Source organism: Polyangiaceae bacterium, assembly GCA_015075635.1.
GTDB lineage: Bacteria > Myxococcota_A > Polyangia > Polyangiales > Polyangiaceae > JADJKB01.
The window spans coordinates 102,068-118,114 of sequence record JABTUA010000001.1; the positions used below are offsets into that span (position 1 = coordinate 102,068).

The 16,047-nt window shown below is 69.3% G+C and carries 16 protein-coding genes and 1 pseudogene; 3 read left to right on the forward strand and 14 right to left on the reverse strand.

Annotation, left to right across the window (positions count from 1 at the left end; all coding sequences use genetic code 11):
- From HS104_00455 to HS104_00470, 4 genes are all read right to left on the reverse strand, one after another.
- Positions 1-1,845 carry a GNAT family N-acetyltransferase gene (locus HS104_00455; GenBank protein MBE7478453.1) on the reverse strand — a complete coding sequence of 615 codons (1,845 nt, stop codon included), beginning with the start codon at positions 1,843-1,845 and terminating at the stop codon, positions 1-3.
- A 101-nt stretch (positions 1,846-1,946) separates the two neighbouring features.
- Positions 1,947-3,509 carry a HAMP domain-containing protein gene (locus HS104_00460; GenBank protein ID MBE7478454.1) on the reverse strand — a complete coding sequence of 521 codons (1,563 nt, stop codon included), beginning with the start codon at positions 3,507-3,509 and terminating at the stop codon, positions 1,947-1,949.
- Positions 3,502-4,581: a (Fe-S)-binding protein gene (locus HS104_00465; GenBank protein MBE7478455.1), complete on the reverse strand. Its 1,080-nt coding sequence runs from the start codon at positions 4,579-4,581 to the stop codon at positions 3,502-3,504. Before HS104_00465 ends, HS104_00460 begins: the two co-directional genes overlap by 8 nt.
- The gene (locus tag HS104_00470; GenBank protein ID MBE7478456.1) at positions 4,578-6,446 is read right to left on the reverse strand and encodes a GAF domain-containing sensor histidine kinase; all 1,869 of its coding nucleotides are present in this window, start codon (positions 6,444-6,446) and stop codon (positions 4,578-4,580) included. Before HS104_00470 ends, HS104_00465 begins: the two co-directional genes overlap by 4 nt.
- A gap of 113 nt (positions 6,447-6,559) precedes the next feature.
- Here HS104_00470 and yccX point away from each other — a divergent pair, with 113 nt between their 5' ends.
- The 3 genes from yccX to HS104_00485 all read left to right on the forward strand — a co-directional run bounded on the left by yccX (position 6,560) and on the right by HS104_00485 (position 10,204).
- On the forward strand, positions 6,560-6,838 hold the full coding sequence (gene yccX, locus HS104_00475; protein ID MBE7478457.1) for an acylphosphatase: 279 nt from the start codon (positions 6,560-6,562) through the stop codon (positions 6,836-6,838).
- A gap of 104 nt (positions 6,839-6,942) precedes the next feature.
- Positions 6,943-8,427 (forward strand): hypothetical protein, encoded by a 1,485-nt coding sequence (locus HS104_00480; protein ID MBE7478458.1) that lies wholly within the window; start codon positions 6,943-6,945, stop codon positions 8,425-8,427.
- Between the two features lie 58 nt (positions 8,428-8,485).
- Positions 8,486-10,204, forward strand: a complete 1,719-nt coding sequence (locus HS104_00485; protein MBE7478459.1) for a cobalamin B12-binding domain-containing protein — start codon at positions 8,486-8,488, stop codon at positions 10,202-10,204.
- A 6-nt stretch (positions 10,205-10,210) separates the two neighbouring features.
- On the opposite strand, the gene HS104_00490 is transcribed toward HS104_00485, so the two are convergent.
- The 10 genes and pseudogenes from HS104_00490 to HS104_00535 all read right to left on the reverse strand — a co-directional run bounded on the left by HS104_00490 (position 10,211) and on the right by HS104_00535 (position 16,046).
- Positions 10,211-11,053, reverse strand: a complete 843-nt coding sequence (locus HS104_00490) for a PhzF family phenazine biosynthesis protein (protein ID MBE7478460.1) — start codon at positions 11,051-11,053, stop codon at positions 10,211-10,213.
- A 71-nt stretch (positions 11,054-11,124) separates the two neighbouring features.
- On the reverse strand, positions 11,125-11,448 hold the full coding sequence (locus HS104_00495) for a four helix bundle protein (GenBank protein MBE7478461.1): 324 nt from the start codon (positions 11,446-11,448) through the stop codon (positions 11,125-11,127).
- 372 nt (positions 11,449-11,820) lie between these two features.
- Positions 11,821-12,462, reverse strand: a complete 642-nt coding sequence (rplQ, locus tag HS104_00500; protein ID MBE7478462.1) for a 50S ribosomal protein L17 — start codon at positions 12,460-12,462, stop codon at positions 11,821-11,823.
- A gap of 12 nt (positions 12,463-12,474) precedes the next feature.
- A complete protein-coding gene (locus HS104_00505; protein MBE7478463.1) occupies positions 12,475-13,500 on the reverse strand; it encodes a DNA-directed RNA polymerase subunit alpha in 1,026 nt (341 codons plus the stop codon).
- Between the two features lie 114 nt (positions 13,501-13,614).
- On the reverse strand, positions 13,615-14,244 hold the full coding sequence (gene rpsD, locus HS104_00510) for a 30S ribosomal protein S4 (GenBank protein MBE7478464.1): 630 nt from the start codon (positions 14,242-14,244) through the stop codon (positions 13,615-13,617).
- Positions 14,245-14,251: 7 nt separating this feature from the next.
- Positions 14,252-14,652 (reverse strand): annotated as a pseudogene (rpsK, locus tag HS104_00515) (30S ribosomal protein S11).
- 17 nt (positions 14,653-14,669) lie between these two features.
- Positions 14,670-15,044: a 30S ribosomal protein S13 gene (gene rpsM / locus HS104_00520; protein MBE7478465.1), complete on the reverse strand. Its 375-nt coding sequence runs from the start codon at positions 15,042-15,044 to the stop codon at positions 14,670-14,672.
- Positions 15,045-15,058: 14 nt separating this feature from the next.
- A complete protein-coding gene (gene rpmJ, locus HS104_00525) occupies positions 15,059-15,172 on the reverse strand; it encodes a 50S ribosomal protein L36 (protein MBE7478466.1) in 114 nt (37 codons plus the stop codon).
- 26 nt (positions 15,173-15,198) lie between these two features.
- The gene (gene infA, locus HS104_00530; protein ID MBE7478467.1) at positions 15,199-15,381 is read right to left on the reverse strand and encodes a translation initiation factor IF-1; all 183 of its coding nucleotides are present in this window, start codon (positions 15,379-15,381) and stop codon (positions 15,199-15,201) included.
- A gap of 41 nt (positions 15,382-15,422) precedes the next feature.
- A complete protein-coding gene (locus HS104_00535; GenBank protein ID MBE7478468.1) occupies positions 15,423-16,046 on the reverse strand; it encodes an adenylate kinase in 624 nt (207 codons plus the stop codon).
- Position 16,047 lies beyond the last annotated feature (1 nt).

Below are 16,047 nucleotides of genomic sequence, written 5' to 3' on the forward strand. Positions count from 1 at the left end.
TCAGCCCCCCGGCGCCGCCTCGAAGACCAGCCAGTCCTCGTGCCAGAGCAGGGCGCAGGCCCGGTCGCAGGGGCCCCGACTGCCCGCGGCGCGGCCGCTGCAGCTCAGCCCTTCCAGGATCCAGATCGGCGCGCGCGTGGGGGTCCAAGCGTCGTATTCGAACACGTCACCGAGTTGCTGCACGGCGTGGAAACGCTTCTCGGCGTGCTCGGCCATCTCCGGCATGAACGTCAGGCCGTCCCGGCGCCCGAACGCGTCGAGCCCGGCCTGGATCTCCTCCACGCTGCGCACTCGGACGTGACGCAACCTGGACGCGACGGGCGGCTCCCGGCGCGGCGCCTCCACCCGCTCCAGCCACTCGTCGCGGAACCAGAGTGGACAATGCCGGCCGCAGCCCGCCGGTTCGGGACCGGAGCCCGCGCAGGTGACGCCCTCGAGCAGCACGGTGCCGCTCACCGGCCGGAAGCGACCGTGGTCGTCTCGGATGCGCCGCACGTGCCGCGCGACGCGGTACACCCCGCCGCACGTCTGCCACTGCCCCGGCACGAACGCGAGGCCTCTCAGGCGCGAGTCCGGCCCGAGCGACGCCCGGACCTGCTCGGCGTCCCGCACGCGCACCCACGAGCCCACCGGGTGCTCCGACGCCTTGCCCAGCGGCTCGCGCTTCGGCGCCGGCTTGCTCAGCGCCCGGCGCAGCCCGCTCTTGATGCCCAAGCCCCGATCCAGGCGGCCCCGCGCCCGCTCGACCAGGGAGTGGACTCCCACGATGTCCCCGCGTTGGCAACCGTGGCGGAGCACGCCGTCGAGCTCCTGGAAGCGCTCCGGCAAGCGCGGCTTGACCTGCTCGCGCAACGCGTACAGCGCGAGCCCGCGCGGCGACCGGCGGTACAAGACCAGCGAGACGTGCTCGCGGAACTTGTCGGTCCACTTCCGCTTCCACTCGTCCTCGCGCCCCACGAAGTCGAGCTGACCAAGCCCGCGCTGCTCGGCGTCCCGCGCCACCTGCCAGACCATCAAGTGTCCCGGGCTCGACGCGGCCAGGCTCGGGTCGTAGCCGATCTTCAAGGCGTACAGCGTTCGCTCGTCCTCGACCGACAAGAGCATCGCCACCCGCTTGCCCTGCACCCGCAGGAAGGAGAGCGCCGCGCGCCCGCGTGGTCCGAAGAGGCGTGCGAGCGCCGCGTACAGGTGCAGCACTCGGGGGTCGGAGCCGATACTGGTCCCGGCGCGCCCCTTCCAGGCCATCGCTTCGATGGCCAGCGCGTCTTCGAAGTCGGAGCGCGTCAGACGCGTGAGTCGCTCGAGCTCGGGTTGTCCCGCCTTCCGCGCGACGCGGCGCAGGTTGGCCAGGAACTTGGGGCTGAGCCGCGACTCGAAGCCCGGCAGGTCGAAGTAGTAGTGGTTCGCTCCGGGTCGTACCACGACCGGACACCCATCCCGGTCGCCGAGCTCCGGCAGCCGCTTGGCCAGAGCGGAGCGCGCGGGAACGTTCTTGAGGGTCATCACGTCCCAGCGCCGATCGGCGATCAGGGCGCGCCAGGTGGCGTCGATGCCAGCCGGCACACCCCAGTAGTCGAAGCTCGGGGTGTGGTCGCTGCGCAGCGCGTGGAGGTTCTTGTGCTCGAGCAAGAGCGGCAGCGCCCCCACCAGGTCGCCTGCCTGCCAAGCCTCCGCCACCAGGCGATCGCCGGGGCCTGCCAGGGGCTCGGTCAGCGCGAAGAAGTCCGGCGCCAGGAACGGTGGAGCGTTGCGCGCGAGCTCGTGCCAGGCGACCCAATCGTGGCTCGACCGGACCTCATCGAGTGAGAGGACCTTTGCGAAGACGGGTAATGGAGAAGCGTCCATGCCCTTTCGCCAAGCAAAGGGCGGGCCCGAGAAACCAGGCCCTTTCGTCGTGCCTCCCCGCTCGCGTGCGCCGAGTTTGCGTCGGCGCGCACCCTTTGCGGCTACTCCGCCGCCTGCTCGTCTCGCTCCGCCGCTGGCCCTTGGTCGCGCGTGGACAGGTGGATCCAGAAGCGCGTGCCACCACCCGGCCGGGCCTCGCAGGCGATGCTACCGCCGTGGTCCTCGATGATCTGCCGCGTGATGGCCAGACCCAGTCCCGTGCCGTGACCCTTGGTGGTGAAGAACGGCTCGAACAGCCGCGCGCGCGTCGCCTCGTCGATGCCGCCGCCCTCGTCGTCCACGATCACGTCCACGCCACCGCCAGAAGCCTTGCGCACCGCGACCAGGATCTTGCCGCCGTTCGGCATCGCCTCCCGCGCGTTGCGCAAGAGGTTGAAGAGCGACTGCTTGAGCTGCGCCTCGTCGAGGCGAACCACGGGCAGATCGTCCTCCGTCTCGACGACCAGCTCGACGCCGTGGCGCCGCAGATCGCCGCTCATGAACACGCAGGCCTCGTTCACGACCTCGGCGATCTGCTCTTCCTCCAAGCGCAGTGGCCGGCGTCGCGCTACCGACAAGTATTGCTCCGTGAGCTGAGTCAGGCGCTCCACCTCCGCCTTGATGGCGCGGAGCAGCGCCGCGGCCTCCTTGGCGTCTTCCCGCCCGCCGAGGTCCTCCTCGAGCATCTCCACGTTGAGCGCGATGCTCGAGAGAGGGTTACGGACCTCGTGGGTGACGTGGGCGGCCATCTTGCCGATGGTCGCCAAGCGCTCCGAGCTGAGGAGCTGCTCGTTCGCCCGCGCGATGGCGGCGACCATCCCTTCGAAGGTGGTCGCCAGCTCGCCGATCTCGTCGGGCGACGCCACCACGGGGTGCGGGGTGAGGTCGCCGTGCGCCACTGCCTTGGCCCTATCCGTCACCGCTGCCAGCGGCTTGAGCACCCGCCGCGCGTAGAACGCCATCGCCACGCCGACCAGGAGCGTGAAGCCCGAGAGCGCCAGGAGCAGCCGGATCGCCAGCCGCTCGCGCGCCCGCGCGCGGTCGAGCAAGAGGTCCACGTTCTGGCCGACCCGCTGCTCCAGCTGGCTCATGCGCTTCTTGCCCTGCGCGCCCCGGGTCACCAGCTCGTCGCGCAGGCTGTCGGCGCGGTTGGCCTCGCCTCGGTCCAGCGCTTCGAACAGCTTGCCCAGGAGCTCGCGGTCTTGCGCCAGGAACTCCTCGATCGAAGAAGCCTCGCGCAGCAGATCTTGCCCTACCACCCGCACCGCCTCGTCGCCCGAGCTCGCGAAGGCCCGGGAGATGGCGGCTCGCACCTCGCCGAAGGTCTTCGGGCGGCCGATCCTGAGCGAGGTCTCGAACCAGACCCGCTTGTCGGCGGGGTTGCGCGCCGTGGTGATGTGGTTCAGCTGCGTGTTCCAGGTGTCCTGGTTCGCCACCAGGTCGCGGAGCGCCAGCGACAACGGCAGGTACCCGGAGCGCATCAGGTCCGCTTCGGTCGCGGCGCTGCGCTGCGCGAACACGCCCCACCCCGCGGACAGCGCGAACGCCGCGGTGACCAGCGCGTAGGAGAGCAGCACGCGGGTGGCGACGGTCCGGCGGCGGGAGCTTCGCGTCACCTCAGCCATCGCTCGGCCGCGAGCTCTCGTCGAGGATGCTGATCAGGTCAATCACGTCGGCCCCGCTCTTCTGAAAGCGCGCAAGGCTCGAAGCGCACGCGGTGACCACCAGGCCGCCGCCCAACTCGGCGTGCTCGGCCAGCCGGCGCGCGGCGATCTGAGCCGACGTCTCCGGCATGGTCTGGGGCAGAAGGCCGCCGCCGCCGGAGCAGAGCGCCTCGCCCCGCGAGCGCGCGAACTCCTCGGGCGCGCGGCCGAGCGCCCGCGACAAGAGCTGTCGGGGCGCGTCGTAAATCCCGAGGCCGCGCCCGAGCTTGCACGGGTCCTGCCAGCGCACGCTGGGCGCCGCCGCCAGGCGCGGCACCCGATCGAACCGCTCCAGACGCGCTGCCGCGAGCTCGACCAAGGTCTTGGCGCCGAGCTCCTCCAGCACCACCGCGCAGCCGGGATCGAGCACCACCAGGGACGGCGCGCCGCTGACCTGCGCTCTGAGCCGAGCCAGGCTCTCGGCGAAGCCCGCGCGGTCGCCGGCCATGAGCAGCGGCAGGCCGCAGCATCCGTCCACCAGCCGCACGCCGCCGAACAGGCGCGCGGCCACCGCCACGGCTGCTCGAGCCACTGCCGCGTGCTTCCGCACGTAGTCGCAGCCGAGGAGCAGGGCCGTCTCGGCCGTCTCGCTCACGCCGGGCTCGCGCGCGAGCTCCGACAGCGCCCGCGACACCTCGCGCCGGCGCTGCTCGAAACCGGCCACCACCGCCTCGGACGCGGCGGGCGCGAGCCCCAGCGCGCGATACTCCGCTCGTGCCGCGCCGAGCGTGTGCGCGACCTCGTTCCGGTGATCGCAGTGCTCTCGACAGGAGTAGCAGCCGGTGCACGCCCAGGCCGTCGCCGCGTGGTCGCGATCCGGCTCGACGTCGCCGCGGGCGGCGAACCACGCCAGGCTCATCTTCCCCCACGGCGTCAGCGAGTCCCGCGGCTCGGCCTCAGAGACGGGGCAAGCGGCTCGGCACAGCTTCGGACAGTAGCCGCAGGTCTCGAGCGCCGCGCGGCGCTCGTCGAGCAGGGAGAGCGATCGCTTCATCCGTTGGTCTTCTGTGCGCCGCCGCGCGCGGGCGCGCTGGCCTTCGACTTGTTCGGCGAGGGTGGGTTCGAGTCTTTGCCTTCGTCCTGAGGGAGCCGGAGCACGAACTCCGTTCCGCGGCTCGAGCTCTTCACGCTCACGCTGCCACCGTGCTCCTCGGCGATCTTCTTGACGATGGCGAGACCGAGGCCGGTGCCCCCCTCCTTGCCCGCGGTCACGAAAGACTGGAACAGACGCCCCTCGATCTGCTTGGGGATGCCCGGTCCGGTGTCGCGCACCGCGATCACCAGATCGCCGGCCTCCATGCCGGCGCTGATGGTCAGCGAGCCGCCGTGCTCCGCCATGGCCTCGACGGCGTTGCGGGCCAGGTTGTGAATCGCCCGCGCCACGCGGTTCTCGTCGAAGCGCGCCACGACCTTGGTGTCCACGTCGAGCGTGAGCTCGATGGCGCGGCCGTCCACCTCGTGCCCGAGCTGCCGGGTGATGTCGGCGAAGAACTTCTTGAGGAACACGCGCCGGATGAAAATGGTGCGCTCGCCGCGCGCGAACTCCAGCACCTCGCGCTGCATCGCCGTCAAGATGTCGAACTGCTTCAGGATCTCTTCGGCGTACTCCGCGCGTTGCTCGGCGTCGTCCGACTCGGCCATCAGCTGCGTGTAGCCGCTGATCACCGTCATCGGGGTCTTGAAGTCGTGGATGACCTGGGACAGCAGCTTGCCGATGGTGGTCAGGCGCTCGCCGACCTCGCGGGCCCGGTTCGCGCGGAACAGGCGCACGGCAGTCGAAACGTTCGCGCTGACCATGCGCACCAGCGCCAGGTCCTCGTCGGTGAAGGGCGGCGAGCCGACCTCACCGAACAGCCCCACCGCCCCGAGGGGGGAACCATCGCCCTCGAGGTGCAGCGCCAGGACCGGTTCTACCTCGAAGGAGAACCCGGGCGCGCCCGAGGTGCTCCAGCGCGGGTCGTCCCGAGCCGAAACCAAGCGGATCGGCTCCGCCTGATCCATGGCCGCCGCGAGCACACCCTCGCCGGCCTTCACGCCGCGCCGGCTCAGCGGCTCCGTGAGCCGCGGGTCGAACGCGTACTCGATCAGATCACCGCTGTCTTCCTCCGCCAAGAGCGCCGCCGCGCCTCGCGCACCACAGGCCGCGGCGAGCCGACCGAGCGTCGCGGTCAAGAGCGCCTCGAGCGACTGCGCTCCGGCGGTGGCGCGCTCCAAGTCGAACAGCAGCTCCAGATCACGCAGCTTGCGCTCGAGCTGATCCTTGGTGTCGAGCAGCTGCTTGTTCTTCTGGATCAGCGAGAGAAACAGCCGCGAGTTGTCGATGGCGACTGCCGCCTGCGTCGAGAGCGCGGCCAGCAAGGCCTCGTCCTCGTTGGTGAAGTCCTCGCCGCGTTTCTTGTTCAACACCTGGATCACGCCGATGGTGCGGCCCAGGTGGTTCTTGAGCGGTGTGGCCAGCATGGTCGTGGTGCGGTAGCCGGTGAGCTGGTCCCACTGCCGCTCGAAGCGCGCGTCCGCGTAGGCGTCGTTGATGCGGAACGGCTTGCCGGTCTGCGCCACGGTCCCCGCGATGCCGTGGCCGACCTTCAGGCGGATCGAACGCACGTTCTGGCCGACCACGAAGCGACTGACCAGCTCGTTCTTGGCCTCGTCGAGCAGGTAGAGCGTCGCTCGGTCGGCCTCGACCAGCTCGGTCACTCGGTCGAGGATCAGCTCCAGGAGCTCGTCGAGCTCCAGCGTGGTGCCGATGGCCACCCCCACTTCGCGCAGCGCCGCGCTGACGCGCTGCTCGCGGGACAGCGCGGCGGTCAGCTCGGCCGGGCTGCGTTGCCCGGGCTCTGCGTCAGCCTCGAAGGCCACCTCCGAGATGACATCACGGACGGGGAGGACAAATCCACCAGAGCTGACCGTACGTTCAGATCGGTCCGCGCGGGCTGTTCCATCGGGTCGAAAGATGCTCTAACTGGGCCGCCATGGCGCTCAAGCAGCTGAACCTGGTGATTCGGGGGCGAGTCCAGGGCGTCTACTTCCGCGCGTCGGCCCAGCGCGAGGCGAAGCGACTCGGCCTGACGGGTTGGGTGAAGAACCGCAGCGACGGCTCGGTGGAGATCCTGGCCGAGGGCGAGGAGACCAGCATTCGAGAGCTCTACGGTTGGGCGCAGAAGGGACCGAGCGCGGCCCGCGTAGATCGGGTGGACACGCGATGGCGCAGCTTCAGCGGCGACTTCCCCGATTTCCGCATCGTGGACTGAGCGTCGCCGCTGCCGGCGCGCTCTGCCTCGCGATCGCCCTGCCCGCCGCGCGCGCGTCGGCGCCCAGCGCGCTCGCCTCGGCCAGCCCGAGGAAGGAGCGCGCGTTGGCCGCCCTGCCCGAGGTCCCGAAGATCGTGCTCGCCGAGCCGACGGCGTCCGATCTCGAAGACCTCGACGCCATGCTCTCGCGCTTGCTCTCGGACGACGCCACCACGCGCGAGTCCGCCGCCACGGAGGTGCTGGAGGCCAAGCCGAGCTGGGTGTCGGCCATCGACCGCCGCGTGAACGCCATCGCCGACAAGGCGAACCGTGACGACATGCGTCGGGTGCTGGAGAGCGCCCGCACCAAGGCACGCACCGCCGAGCGTAAGAAGCTCGAGGCCGAGGGCAAGCGCGGCAAGATCGAGACGCCGGACTACCTCGCCATCTTGGTCGCAAACGCCGAACCGAAGTCCAAGGCCTGGCAAGACATGGTCTCGGTGGCCGCCATGAGCCGGATGCTCGCCACCATCGGCACCGTCGAAGCAGCCCGCGAGCTGATCGACGTCCACACGCGCTTCGGGGAGTTTCTGCGGGTGGACGTCCAGCTGCAGCTCAGCAAAATGGGCGACAAGGCCGTGGCCGCGCTGATCGAGGCGAAGAAGCACAAAGCGGAGAAGATCGCCAAGTGGGCCGCGCGCCACCTGGACAGCATGGGCAAGGCCATCCCCAGCGAGGCCGTGCAGACCGAGGATCACCAGGTGTTGGCCGACGTGCTGCGAGCGTACGGCCGCGTGCGTGATCCGGACGCCGCCCGGATCGTGATCTCGTTCGCCAACACCGAGCGCGCTCAGGTCCGCGAGGCCGCGCGCCAGGCCGTGGCGATGATGGGCGACGTCGCGGGCTGGCAGCTGCGCGACAGCTACGAGGATCTCCTCGGCAAGAAGCCGCCACGAGATTGGACCTGGGACCGCACCGCGCGCGAGCTCTTCGGCGAGCTCGACCGCCAGCGCCTGGCGCAGGTCTACACGCTGTTCGACGAGGGCACGCGGGCGCGGCAGGAGGGCAAGCTCGACGCCATGCGCGAGGCCTACGACAAGGTGCTGGCACGGAACCCGAGCTTCGAGCATCGCGACGAGATGGCGGAGGGCTACCTGGAGCTCGCCAAGAAGAAGCTCGACGACGATCGCCCGACCGCGCTCGCCGCCCTGCAGCGCGCCGAGCGATTGACCAAGAACGCCGAAGACAAGAAGCGCATCCAGAGCCTGGCCCTCACCCTGGAAGGCGAAGCGCTGGCGGAGAAGGGCATCGCCGATCAGGTACTCTTCAACCGCGCCCTCGAGCTCGACCCGGACAACGGCCGCGCCAGGGAGGCCCTCGGACGCCTGGCCCGCGGCGAGACCCAGAAGAAGAGCAAGCTCGGCCGCTGGGCAGCCGCGATCGCCATCGGGCTCGGCGCGCTCCTGGCGATGCTGGCGATCGCGCTCCGCCGCGGGAGGCCGGAGCCGGAGCCCGCGCGCGAAGCGGAGCCCGAGACGGACGAGGAGCAGGGTCAGGACCAGGACGATGGTCAGGACCAGGATGGGGCCGGGCCTGCCAAGGACGACTGAGGATGCCGAGCCAGCCCCACTCCGACCTCGCGAACGAACCGACGCGAAGCGCTGCGTGATGCATCCGGTTCTGTACGTACATCCGTGGGGCCACCTGAACGACTTGGTCGTGCCTGCGGGCGCATTGGGGGCGATGAGCACCGTGCAGGAGCACAAGCTCGGCCGCTACGCGTTCGAGCTCGGGGACGCCGAGATCGCGGAGGCCCGGGTGGTCGCTCTGGATCTGCACTGGGCGCTCGGATTGCCCGGTGTGGAAGCCATCGTCTCGCACGTCCGGCGAGTGAACCCGCGCGCCGCGATCGTCCTGGGAGGGATCAGTGCCAGCCTGTGGGCGGAGCGACTGCTCCGCGATGGTCTCGCAGACCACGTCGTATGCGGTGACGCCGAGCCCGGATTCGCGCGTCTCGTGAGCGCGCTGGTCGCAGGACGCGATCCGGGAACGCTGCCCAACGTGATGTCGGCCCGGTGTCCCGCCGGCACGTCGCGCCCTGCGACGGACGCGGAGCACGACGCCACGCAGACGCTCGCGGCGAGCTGGTTCCCTAGTTACGAACGCTTGCAGGCGGTCACCGCTCGCGCGCTCTCGCACGATCGCGTACTGCCGGTCTTGCGCGGCTGTGCAATGCGCTGCGAGGGTTGCCAAGGGTCGCACGCCGCCGCCGGCGTGCAGGTGCGCTCGCCGAGCTCCGTGAGCAGCCACCTCACTTCCTCGGGCCGGGTGCGGCACCTCGTCCTGCTCATGGGCAAGCCGGGCCAGCGGGTGCTCGCCGATCACGCGCACGCGCTCGCGGGCGGCGGTCCCTGGCCCGTCGAAGAGCACGTCGGTATCTTCTGCTGTCGCGCCCCCGACCCGCGCACGCTCCACGCGCTCTCGACGGCCTTCCCGTGTCGGGTGGGCCTCTCGGCGCTGGACCCCGCGGAGCATGAGCCACGTCTCTCGGCGGACAAGCTCCGCCGGGAGCTCGAGGCGTTTCGGCTGGCAGCGAAGGTCGTGGCAGCGTCCGAGCGGCTCGAGCTCGTGCTGTGGTCCGGCGATCGGCAGCGCGTGGCCGCGCTCAGGCGCGAGCTCGGGGCAAAGAACGTGCGTGTGAGCTGGACCGGCGCTTGGGACCTCAGGCGGCCCCTGGCCCGCGAGCGCGGCTCGGACTTCGACGCGGTCGCGCAAGTGATGCGACAGGTCTGGACCTTCGGCGCGGCACGGGCGCTCTCTCCGACGCTGGCGCGCTTGCTCGCGCCCTTCGGGTTCCTCGACGAGCTGTCCGCGGAGCCCGAGCCTCCGCCGGACCTCCACCCACGCCTCGCCCGCGTCGCCGCGTCCTGGTGGGAGAGCTGGCGAGCGCACCGCTTGCCCGTGCTCCCCGGGCTCTCGTTCTACGCGTTGCCGACGCGGGGCGCAGCCGTGCTGGGTCGGCGCGGCGGCTGCGCCTTGATCCGCGCCGAGCGCGCCGATCCGAGCGCGGCGGTGCAGCTCCGACTCTCGCCCAGCGCGCGTGGGCTCACGCTCACCGCCTCGCTGGGCGAACACCGCGGCGACGCGCTGGCCGTCGTTCCGGGCGACGAGGCAGGTCGGGTCGATGCGCAGTGGCTGGCCGCGCTTTCGCGCGAGGGGCTGCTCGCGCTGGCGCTCCCCGCTGCCGTCGCGCCGGTGACCCTCGAGATCGCGCTGGTGCTCGACGCGGCGGAGATCCGCGTGGGAGCCGGCGCGCAGATCGTGGCACGAGCGCGCGTGGACCAGGGGCTCTACTGCGGCCCGCACCCCTTGGATCTGGTCGGCTGAGCCCGACTAGATCCGAAACTCGCCCCGCGCCACGATCACCGCCGACCCGCCGACCTCGACCGTCTCCACTCGCTCTTTGTGGCCGGTCGCCCGCGCGAAGAGCACGCTCGGCCGCCCGAGCTCGGCCCCTTGCTCGATGCGGATCTCGTCACCGAAGAGCGTGCGGCCATGGCGCGCCAGGTGCAGAGCAAGGGGGCCGGCAGCGGACCCCGTCGCCGGGTCTTCGTTCACCCCGCCTGCGGGCGCGAACATGCGAGTCTTGTACTCGAACCCCGTGCCCGCGAAGGCGCTCACCCCGAGCGTCGGCAGCTTGGCCAACTTGGCGAAGTCCGGCTCGAGCGCTGCCACCTGCTCTCGCGACGCGAGCTCGACGTAGGTGTGGGCGATGCCGTTGTCGTAGGTCTCGATCGGGCTCGTCGCGTGCGTGACTCCCAGCGCGGCGAGCAGCTCCTCGCTCCGCTCGAAGGCCTTGACCGTCGGCAATGGCTGCTGCATCCAGCCGAACACGACCCGGCCGCCTTCCCGGGTGAGCTGCACGAGCACGGTGCCCATGCCCGTCTCGAGCCGCACCTGCTCCGTGGTGATCGGCCCCGCCACGACGAACGCGGTGCCCAGCACGGGATGCCCGGCGAACGGGACCTCGCGCGTCGGGGTGAAGATGCGCAGCTTGGCGTGCCCGCCCTGCTCGGGCCGGCACAGGAAGACGCTCTCGGAGAAGCCCATCTCCCGCGCCAGCGCCTGCATCGTCTCCGCGCCCAGCGAGCCCGCGTCGGTGAACACGGCCAGCTGGTTGCCCGCCAGCGGCCGGTCGGTGAACACGTCGCACACCACGTAGCGCAGGGTCTTCATGCTACGGCCAAGTAGAAGGGCCCGACCCAGCGCCGTCAACGGAGCCGGGCCGGGCCGACGGAAGCCCCCCTTCACCTTCGGTAGGCGAGGACCCACAACACGGCGATGATGCCGTCCAGCGCTTGGATCTCGCGCTCCGCCTCGGCGGCCGGCAGGTAGCTGCACGCTCGGGCGATGCGCAGCGCCATCAGGGTCTCTCGCGCCGAGTTGAGTGAGTCTTCGAGCCGCGACCTCCGCTTTCCCGCCTTGGCCCACACGCCTTCGCTGCCGTTGAGTGCCGCGCTGTTGCTGGCGCTCTTCAACTGCGATGAGAGGTCGCGGTCGTGCCGCGCAACCCGGTCAGCGAGCTGATGCACGTTCTTCACCATGTCTTCCAACGAATCCAGAATCCTCATTTGGGCCTCCTGTTCTGCCCTCTCCTCGAGGGCGACAGTCCCGCGGCGCCGCGCGAGCCCCTTGGGAATCCCCGGAGGGGGAGAGCGCGGGTCAAGGGCGAGGGCGAGCGCAGCGAGCCCGAGGTGCGGCGTCAGCCGCGCGAACCCTTGAGGCGCGTGAGCACGGCGCGAGAATGGGGAAGCGACGAGGAGAGATTCCCGAACCTGGCGCTGAACCTGGCCCTGAACCTGGCCCTGAACCCGGTCCTGAACCTGGCCCCTGGCCCTGAACCCTGAACCTGGCCCTGAAACTGACCCCGAGCCCGCGGCCCCAAATGCGGAACGGGCGCCCCGGTCTCCCAGAACGCCCGCTCGACGCTCGACGACTCGAGCTCAGCCCTTGGCCTTCAGCGCCTCGACTAGCTGAGTCTTGTTCATCTTGCTCCGACCCTCGAGCTTGGCAGCCGCCGCGAGCTCCTTCAGCTCGTCGAGGCTCTTCGCGTCGAGATCGCTCGCCGCCGCCTTGGCCTTGGGCGCCTTGGCGGGTTTGTCGCCCTTCGCGCCCTTCTCGGGCTTCTGCGAAGCGGCGGTGCGCTCCACGAACTCGATCAGCGACATCGGGGCGTGGTCTCCGCGGCGGTGTCCCAGCTTGATGATGCGCGTGTAGCCGCCGGGGCGCTTCTCGAAGCGCTTGGCGAGGTCCACGAACACCTTCTCGACCAGATCGACCTTCTCGGAGTCGCCGTTCTTCTGAACCGTGGCGAAACGGCGCAGGAACTGGCCGACCTGCTGCTGCGCCGCGAAGCGGCGCGCGCGATCCTTGTCGCTCAGCTGGTCGTTCGGCGTGTAGGCGACGGCACCCAGGCGCTTGGCGCGCGTGATGAGCCGCTCGGCGACGCGGCGAAGCTCCTTGGCCTTGGCGTCGGTGGTCTCGATGCTCTCGTGAGCGACGAGGTTCGCCGCCAGCGCGCGGAACATCGCGCGACGGTGGGAGGTATTGCGGCTGAATTGCCGCCCTGCTTTGCGGTGACGCATGCTCTTACCGTCTCAGTTCTGGGCCTGCTGCTGCTTCCAGCGCTCGACCATCGAGGGCCAGCTCTCGAACTTCATGCCGAGACCGAGGCCCATGGTGGAGAGGATCTCCTTGATCTCCTTGAGCGACTTGCGGCCGAAGTTCTTGGTCTTGAGCATGTCCTGCTCGGTCTTCTGCACCAGCTCGCCGATCAGCGTGATGTTGGCGTTCTGGAGGCAGTTGGCGGACCGCACGGAGAGCTCGAGCTCGTCCACGGAGCGGAACAGGTTCTCGTTCAGCGGCTCCTCGTCGCTGCCCGGCGCGTGGTAGGTGGTCTCTTCGCTCTCCTCGAAGTTGATCCAGATGGAGAGCTGCTCCTTCAGGATCTTCGCGGCGAAGGCCACGGCGTCGGAGGGCTTCACGGCGCCGTTCGTCCAGACCTCGATCACGAGCTTGTCGTAGTCGGTCTGCTGCCCGACGCGGGCGTTCTGCACGGTGTAGTTCACCTTGCGGATGGGGGAGAACAGCGCGTCGATCGGGATCGTCCCGATGCTCATGGTCGGGGTCTTGTTGCGCTCCGCCGACACGTAGCCGCGGCCCACGGCCACGGTGAGCTCCATCGACAGCGGGCCCTTCTTGTCCAAGGTCGCGATGGGGTGGTCCGGGTTCAGGATGGACAGGCCGTCCACCAGGGCGATGTCACCGGCGGTGACCAGACCGGGGCCCTCCTTCTCGAGGCGCACGGTGTAGGTCCGGGGCGACTCCGCCTTGAACACCACCTCTTTGAGGTTGAGGATGATGTCCGTGACGTCCTCGACGACGTCGGGGATGGTGGTGAACTCGTGCAGCGCGCCGTCGATGCGGATGGCCGTGATGGCCGCGCCTTGCAGCGACGCCAGGAGCACCCGGCGCAGGCTGTTGCCGATGGTGATGCCGAACCCGCGCTCCAGAGGCTCGCAGGTGAACTTGCCGTAGAACTCCGACGAGCTGTCGGTCTCGATGTGGATCGCCTTGGGGCGGATCAGATCGCGCCAGTTGCGGCTCATCATTTGGGTAACCATGCGTGCCTCCTATTTGCTCGGGTCCAGCGCGGCTGTCCCAGGTCGGGGAGGAAAACCGCTTCCTCGTCCAACCCCGCAGCCTGCCCGCTTCGGGTATCTCAATCCAAAAAGAAATCAGCGCGAATAGTACTCCACGACGTACTGCTCACGAACCATCGGCTCGTTCAGGTCGTCGCGCACCGGCATGCTCTTGAACACACCGGAGAAGTTCTCCTTGTCGACCTCGACCCAGCTCGGGCGCTGCTTGTTCTCTGCAGCGGCCAGCGCAGCCGCCACGTAGGCGATCTTGCGGCTCTTCTCGTGGATCTCGATCTTGTCGTTGGGCTTGACGGTGTAGCTGGGGATGTTGACGTGCTTGCCGTTCACCAGGATGTGGCTGTGGCGCACGAGCTGGCGACCTTGGCGCCGGCTGACCGCGAAGCCCATGCGGTGCACGACGTTGTCGAGGCGGCGCTCGATGAGTCCGAGCATCTCCTCGCCGGTGCGGCCCTTCATGCTGCTGGCCTGGGCGTAGTAGCGGGAGAACTGGCGCTCCAGCAGGCCGTAGATGCGGCGCATCTTCTGCTTCTCGCGCAGACGCAGACCGTACTCGCTGAGCTTGATGCGCCCCTGCCCGTGCTGCCCGGGCGGATAGGGGCGACGGGTGACCGCACACTTCTCGGTGAAGCAGCGATCGCCCTTCAGGTAGAGCTTCATGCTCTCGCGGCGGCAGAGCTTGCAAACGGGACCAAGGTAACGTGCCATGACTTCCTCACACCCTCCGGCGCTTCGGGGGGCGACAACCGTTGTGGGGACCGGGGTGACGTCGCGGATCAGCGACACCTTGAAGCCCGCGCTCTGGAACGCGCGGAGCGCGCTCTCGCGGCCGGCGCCCGGGCCCTTCACGAACACCGCGATGGAGCGCATGCCGTGCTCCGCCGCGCGACGCGCCGCTTCCTCGGCGGCGAGCTGCGCCGCGAACGGCGTGCTCTTGCGCGAGCCCTTGAAGCCGCGCGAGCCGGAGCTGGCCCAAGACACCACGTTTCCGTTCACGTCGGTGATGGAGACGATGGTGTTGTTGAAGGTGGACTTGATGTGCGCGATGCCGGTGGCGATGTTCTTCTTCACCACCTTCTTCTGGACGCGCTTCTTGCCGCTTGCTGCCGTGCTCATGACGTGACTCTTTCAGCTCAGGTGGTGGGACGGCGCGCGGCGGCGCCCTTGCGCGGACCCTTGCGGGTGCGGGCGTTGGTGTGGGTGCGCTGGCCGTTGACCGGCAAGCCCTTGCGGTGGCGGAGGCCGCGGTAGCAACCGAGGTCCATCAGGCGCTTGATGTTCTGCTGGATGTCACGGCGCAGATCGCCTTCGACCTTGTAGCCGGCCTCGATCGTGTCGCGGATGGCCTTGACCTCCGCCTCGGAGAGCTCGTCCACCTTCTTCTCGGCGGGGATGCCGGCCTTCTGGCAGATTTCGACCGCGTTCTTGTGGCCGATGCCGAAGATGTACGGCAGGGCGAACGCGATTTGCTTGCGGCGGGGGAGGTCGACTCCGGCGATACGTGCCATGTTCGGTTACCTGTTCAGCCTTGACGCTGCTTGTGGCGGGGGTTTTCGCAGATCACCCGAACCACACCCTTGCGGCGGACAATCTTGCACTTGTCGCAAACTTTCTTGACGCTGGGACGAACTTTCATGGCGCTTACCTGCTCGTTCTTTCGAGTCAGAGCTTCCGGGTGACCTGACCCCGACTTGGGTCCTGGCTGGAGAGCCTCACTGCCACCCGACACCCGGCGATGAGCCGGACCGTCGAGTGCCTCGCCGAGGCGGAGATGCTGGCTCGCACCGTCCTGCCGTCGTCGAGGTGAACGCGCAACATGGCGTTCGGTAGGACCTCCTCGATCACTCCATTGGCTTCCGTGTCTCTTCGCTTCGGGCTTTCCTCCGTCACCGCTCGAGAGCTCTCTCGATGCGAGCGGTCACTTCGTCTGGAGTACCGACACCGTCGATTCGGCGAAGGAGCCCCAGTTTTTCGTAGAACGGCAACAGTGCCGCCGTCATCGCGTCGTACTCGTCGAGTCGCCGCTTGACGGTTTCCTCCTGGTCGTCGGCTCGGTGCTCGAGCTCGGCATCCGGGGGCGGGGGGTTATACTTCAGGTGGTAAATTTGTCCAGACCGCTTGTCGATGCGGCGCAGCGTGGCCCGCTCCAGCAGAAGGTCGCGGGAAACGTCGATCTGGAGCACACACTGAAGGGGTGTTCCGCGTTTGGCCAGGAGCCCTCCCAGCGCCTCCGCTTGGGGCACCGTCCGGGGAAAGCCGTCCAAGATGAAGCCCTCACGGGCGTCGTCTTGGTCCAGGCGCTCGTCCACCAGGCCGATCACGACCTCGTCCGGCACGAGCTTGCCCGCGTTCATGTAGGTCTCGGCCTCTTTGCCCAGCCGCGTGCCGGCCGCGCGGGCGGCCCGCAGCATGTCGCCGGTCGAGATCTTGGGTACGCCGAAGCGGACCGTGAGCCTATCAGCCTGAGTCCCTTTGCCGCTCGCCGGCGGCCCTACCAGCACCAGTCGCATC

Bases quoted from the DNA above. Each gene is read 5' to 3' on its own strand.
- HS104_00455 (MBE7478453.1), bottom strand. From the start codon at position 1,845: ATGGACGCTTCTCCATTACCCGTCTTCGCAAAGGTCCTCTCACTCGAT.
- HS104_00460 (MBE7478454.1), bottom strand. From the start codon at position 3,509: ATGGCTGAGGTGACGCGAAGCTCCCGCCGCCGGACCGTCGCCACCCGC.
- HS104_00465 (MBE7478455.1), bottom strand. From the start codon at position 4,581: ATGAAGCGATCGCTCTCCCTGCTCGACGAGCGCCGCGCGGCGCTCGAG.
- yccX (MBE7478457.1), top strand. From the start codon at position 6,560: ATGGCGCTCAAGCAGCTGAACCTGGTGATTCGGGGGCGAGTCCAGGGC.
- HS104_00485 (MBE7478459.1), top strand. From the start codon at position 8,486: ATGCATCCGGTTCTGTACGTACATCCGTGGGGCCACCTGAACGACTTG.
- HS104_00490 (MBE7478460.1), bottom strand. From the start codon at position 11,053: ATGAAGACCCTGCGCTACGTGGTGTGCGACGTGTTCACCGACCGGCCG.
- HS104_00495 (MBE7478461.1), bottom strand. From the start codon at position 11,448: ATGAGGATTCTGGATTCGTTGGAAGACATGGTGAAGAACGTGCATCAG.
- rplQ (MBE7478462.1), bottom strand. From the start codon at position 12,462: ATGCGTCACCGCAAAGCAGGGCGGCAATTCAGCCGCAATACCTCCCAC.
- HS104_00505 (MBE7478463.1), bottom strand. From the start codon at position 13,500: ATGGTTACCCAAATGATGAGCCGCAACTGGCGCGATCTGATCCGCCCC.
- rpsD (MBE7478464.1), bottom strand. From the start codon at position 14,244: ATGGCACGTTACCTTGGTCCCGTTTGCAAGCTCTGCCGCCGCGAGAGC.
- rpsM (MBE7478465.1), bottom strand. From the start codon at position 15,044: ATGGCACGTATCGCCGGAGTCGACCTCCCCCGCCGCAAGCAAATCGCG.
- rpmJ (MBE7478466.1), bottom strand. From the start codon at position 15,172: ATGAAAGTTCGTCCCAGCGTCAAGAAAGTTTGCGACAAGTGCAAGATT.
- HS104_00535 (MBE7478468.1), bottom strand. From the start codon at position 16,046: ATGCGACTGGTGCTGGTAGGGCCGCCGGCGAGCGGCAAAGGGACTCAG.